Origin of the sequence: Oligoflexus sp. (assembly GCF_035638955.1) — a bacterium.
Classification (GTDB): domain Bacteria; phylum Bdellovibrionota_B; class Oligoflexia; order Oligoflexales; family Oligoflexaceae; genus Oligoflexus.
Genome location: NZ_DASQYZ010000330.1, coordinates 1 through 4,805, shown reverse-complemented (window position 1 = coordinate 4,805; position 4,805 = coordinate 1). Strand labels below are relative to the sequence as shown.

Genomic DNA, 4,805 nt, shown 5'->3' with positions numbered 1-4,805 from the left:
CCTCTTCGTAGAGCAGGTTCCTGGCTTTTTTTTGGAGAATAAGCAGCGCCGAGGCTTCAGCGAGTGCCCTGTTCTTGCGTTCCAGATCGCGCTCCAATTCCCGAATGCGCTTTTCCAGACGAAGGCGCTCCTGGTCTCTCAACCCCAAAGCTGAATACAACATCTGCCGCCATTTTTCGATGTGGGCCGAGGAAAGGCCGTAAGCACTCCATCCTCGGCTGCGGGCGAACGTCGCGGCATCCTCTAAGCTGAGTCTATCAGCAACATGAGGAGTATGAACAATGACCGAAGAGTTGATTCGCGAACTGGAAACTTTGTTTCGTGACTATGATGTCTCTCCACGCGGGAAGGGCCGAAGATTTCCTGCTCCCGTAAAAGGCCGCATGATTACCTTGCTGCAGAGTGGGACAAGCCCTTGGGAATTAAGTCGCGCTACGGGGATATCCTTGACGACTCTCTGTTCTTGGAAGGATAGGAATACGAACGCAAGTTTTGAGAAAATCGAGGTCAGACCCTCGAAGGCCGCGACAGCACGCATATATATCGGCGAGAATGCATGGATTGAGATGGATATGGAAGCAATCAGCTCAGCGCTTTTGCAGAAAATTCGAGCCAGCTTATGATTGCCGTTGGTTCCATTTGCAACATTTGGCTGGCAAAATACAGGGTCGATTTCAGGAAGGGGCACTGGAGTTTGCTGGCCGAGGCTTACAAGCTTGGCCTCAATCCGCTGGATGGTGACGCCCTTCTTTTCATTGGCGGCGACAAGAGAAAGCTGAAGCTCATCTATTCGGACCCGACCGGGTTATGGGTTTCGTACAAAGTATTCCACAGGTCAGCCATGAAGACCTTGATCGACTTCACCGCCGAGGTAAGCAAGTCGTCAATGACAGCAGCGGAGCTGGGTATGCTGCTGGAAGGTGCCGCCTTCGTTGTTCACAAACGGGTCAAGCCCTTTCAGAACGAATCAAATTGACCCTATTTTTTCTGTGAGTATTCTCATGCCAGATCATCAGGAAGAGGTCTGGATATGAGTACTCCGTCGTTGACATTGGAAGAGATCTGCCATCTCGAAGTTTGGGCCAAAACCAATGCAGAGTCTGGACCCGAATATTTACAAGCTCTCAAGGCTTTTTCGAGTCTTCGAGATCTTATGACTCTGAATATGCCGCAAAAAAATATCCTCAAATACCTGCATCAACAGATGGGCATCACTCCGAAGTCGGAACGCGGGAACAATTCCCTGGCAAAACAGTCAGGGGAATCAGCCATTCCAAGGGCCATCCTCCGCCAGCCCTGATTCCCAATCACCGCGAGGATCTCAGAGCGCCGAGCAGAACAAGCTGGGCCGCTATCAGAGCCTTCTTTTGCAGCTTAAAAAGCTTGGCAAAGGCTGTGACAGTCTTTCTGAGATTGAGCTTATCATAGCGGACAGACTTTCCATTTCCCAAGTGCATGTCGAGAAAGCCCTGGAGAAAACCACTTCCGATGAGCAGCAGGACACGACTTCAAGTTCGCGCGGCCAGGCAAACGAGGAATTAACCGGCGAGCCACTTGCCCGGCGCGAAGTTGTCGAAGAAACATGGCGGGCGGATCGTAGCGGCTTTGCGCCGGGCGCGAGTTTGCATTCGAGCTACGATCTTATAACCCGCTATGAAACCGAGATTGTTGTTAAAGAGCGGCGGATCCGTGTCGAGACCGTCACGGACCTCTACTCGGGAAAATCGGTCCGGGCGGACCTTTCCAGCCTTGGGCCGGAACGAAGCAAAATCACCTGGGCCTCGATTGCCCTTCTGATATGCCTTGCCATCGAAGCGGCAATGCCCTTCGATCGCCTGAGGAAAGTGCTCTTTTCAGCTTTCGGCATCTTCAGCACCAGCTCCATCTGTCGCTATTTTCAGGCGGCGGCGCAAAAGCTTGTCCATGTTTACCTCTGGCTGATCACTGAGCTGGCCCATAACGCTCTGATCCTAGCGGGTGACGACTCCTCCACGCGCTGCATTGAAATGGAAATCAAAGCGACGCGTGGATTGCAGGATGGATATGATGGACTGGATCCCCTTGTCAAGCTTGTTGCGGAAAAGCTCGGCCGCAGCTTTTCCTACAAGAATGATCCGAAAAAGCCAAAGGGAGGCATCTTCGTCAGTCACGTCCACGGACGCACTGTTCCGGCTGACCCACGTTCCACCATATACATTTATCGCACCCACTACGGGCATTACGGAAACCTTCTTTCCCGGATGCTCGCCATAAGGCCGGCATCCGCACCAAAAGTCATAATTCAGGGTGATTTATCGCCATCGAATTTTCCCGAGCCACTCTTAATGGTGAGGTGGATCTCGCGCTTTATAGGGTGTGCCTCGCACGCGCGACGGCCTTTTAAGAGGTATGAAGAGGATGACCCTCAATTTACCGATAGAATGCTTGAGCTGTTTACCTTGATCAGCGCTGCCGAACGCAGTATATTCGCCTCGCCCAGGCAGGCAGCTGAAATCGTTCGACTGAGGCTGCTGCTCGAAAAGCCTGTTTGGGAGGAAATCAGAGAACTTGCTCTGAGTGTAATCGACGCGGAAAAAAGAAAGTCCGCGCAAAATCGCTTGCATCAGCTCTGGCCGAAGAAATCCCCCCTTTACAAGGGATGCAGCTATATCGTTCGACATTTTCCTGAGCTGACAGCATACCTGGAAGATCCAAGGCTTGAGAGTAGCAACAATCGCGCGGAGCGCCTGCTGAGGGCTGAGAAAATGCTGTTGGTCTCGGCGAAGTTCAGAAAGTCTGAGGTCGGCAGGGTGAGTCTCGATATTCTCCGCTCGCTGATCATGACAGCCAAGGCGGCAGAAGCAAGTCCAAAAGCCTATCTTTCCTGGGTTCTGGCGCAGCCGGAGAAGGATATAGAGAAGAATCCCCAAGATTACACCCCGCTTGCTTATAGAAGGCGGATCAACTCCGCATCTTCATCACAAGCTACAGGTTCTTAGATTTATGTCTCCACAGCCATTGTTGGAGTGGTTACGTTGCAGCGGCGTGAATGGCGTGCCAAAACGGCTATATTTGTCGATGCTCTGGCTCAAATGACTACCTGCAGATTTGGCGGTTCGATCGAATCCCAACTTTCTATAAGAAGTTGGGATTCGAGCCAGCCGCATGGGTTTCGGAGAAAAATCTTGCCAGGGCTGCCGGCCTTACCTTGGTGCTCTGGTGAGTCATAACTCGCACCGAGTCTTTATGCAATTCGGGAAGTTTATTCACTCCAACTGGCTGACCATGGCCTTTTTAAACCAGCTCTCTGGGGAGTGTATTTACATTAGGGTTAAAGTTTTTCCTTGCTGGGGCACGTTGAGCGTGCGAGCAAAGCTCAGCACGGACTGTGAAAATTCTTCGTGGTGCTCTATCAGGCCCATATGCTTTGCAGGTTTCAGCACCCGAAGAGTAGCGCGCGGTATGCGCTGGCTTATATACTGACTCGCATCGAGGCATGTACTCGTGTCTTTGTCACCGCCCACCACAAGAGTGGGCACAGGCAATTGCGGCAGGACCCGGCCAACATCAAGCTCCAACATGGCCAGTGCACCTCGCGCAAGCACCGCCGGCGAACCGTGTGCGCCCAGTTTGGAAACGGTATCAAGTTGCTCGCGCGTTTGCCCACCTGCAAAGGAACTACGCGCATTTGATAGATGCGAGAGACCGTTTTGGTAAGACAATTTTTGCATTACCCGCACAAACGGACTTACAACGATGGTGAATTTGAGGAGAGGTTCGATGACTGCTTTCTGCAGGGCGGCAGCGAGTTTGCGCCGCTGACACGTATGCACAGGATTGATGTAGGTCGTGTGCGCCAGGACAATTCCCGCAATTTTTCGAGTGAAAGATTCGGGATACGCAGCAAAAAACGTCTGCGTGATCATCCCACCGATACTGTGCCCTACAAGCAAAAACCGCTCGCTCCCAACCGCATCCAACACAGTATTCAGATGTGAAGCCAAATTGGCAAGACGATAGTCATGATTGGCGGGTTCGCTCGAATGTCCCAAGCCTGCCAGATCCAAAGTCACGACTCTGTATTCTTTTTCAAGCTTGCTGCGAACATACTTCCAGATCGAACTGTTCATACCCCAACCGTGAACGAGCACAATGGTCAGCGCGCTGTGCATTCCCGAACTTTCAACATTGATTTGTGCACCGTCCGGAGTCTGTACGCGCATGCGGGTAAGTTGTGCGCCCGTGGCGCTCTGAGCCGGATCATCTGCACGCCTGGCAAGGCGTCCCAACAGGAAGGGCATAATGAATCTGCCCGCAACACTCATGAGCAGCAGAAGACTCCCAAGAATTAACGCAAAGGTAGGAAAATTCAACCCCACATCCCACTCAAATTTCAAAACCCTTTCGGTGCCGACCCATTTCAGGACACGACTGGCATCATACCATTTCCATAATAAGTAAACAGCGAGGATGGGGACAGCCAGAGACATAAGGCCGAGGAACCAAATAGAAAGAATGGTAAACGGAAGCATGAAGTTCTTCTTTTATACTGAATGTTGATCTCGAAGCCATTTGGCTCCCACTCAGCGTTATGCAAAACGCTTTCCAATTCCTCCGTGATACCTGGTAACGCCGGCCTGCAAGGTTCGGCCTCAAAGCGTTCCTGAACGATGAAGTGGACCCTGTGCTTTAGACCAGCGGAGAGATTTTGATAGTTAAAGCATTATGCCACTGCTTTCAAGTATTTCTTACCAACAATTGTATCCTTAGCCTTGTATTCGCCAACGTGAACCTGTTGTGGAGTTCTGTAGTCAAGGCTTTCATGG

Annotated in this window: 5 protein-coding genes; 4 read left to right on the top strand and 1 reads right to left on the bottom strand. The window is 51.6% G+C overall.

From position 1 onward, the window contains the following. Positions 1-281 precede the first annotated feature (281 nt). The 4 genes from VE954_RS29540 (at position 282) to VE954_RS29525 (ending at position 2,978) form a co-directional block, all read left to right on the top strand. Positions 282-623, top strand: a complete 342-nt coding sequence (locus VE954_RS29540; protein WP_324959724.1) for a hypothetical protein — start codon at positions 282-284, stop codon at positions 621-623. Then, positions 620-976, top strand: coding sequence for an IS66 family insertion sequence element accessory protein TnpB (tnpB, locus tag VE954_RS29535; RefSeq protein ID WP_324959722.1), 357 nt, complete (start codon positions 620-622; stop codon positions 974-976). Before VE954_RS29540 ends, tnpB begins: the two co-directional genes overlap by 4 nt. A 54-nt stretch (positions 977-1,030) precedes the next feature. Beyond that, positions 1,031-1,300 (top strand): hypothetical protein, encoded by a 270-nt coding sequence (locus tag VE954_RS29530; protein WP_324959720.1) that lies wholly within the window; start codon positions 1,031-1,033, stop codon positions 1,298-1,300. 67 nt (positions 1,301-1,367) lie between these two features. Further along, the gene (locus VE954_RS29525; protein WP_324959718.1) at positions 1,368-2,978 is read left to right on the top strand and encodes an IS66 family transposase; all 1,611 of its coding nucleotides are present in this window, start codon (positions 1,368-1,370) and stop codon (positions 2,976-2,978) included. Between the two features lie 321 nt (positions 2,979-3,299). Here the strand turns inward: VE954_RS29525 and VE954_RS29520 are convergent, their stop codons facing one another. Next, the gene (locus VE954_RS29520) at positions 3,300-4,511 is read right to left on the bottom strand and encodes an alpha/beta hydrolase (RefSeq protein WP_324959716.1); all 1,212 of its coding nucleotides are present in this window, start codon (positions 4,509-4,511) and stop codon (positions 3,300-3,302) included. Positions 4,512-4,805: the final 294 nt, after the last annotated feature.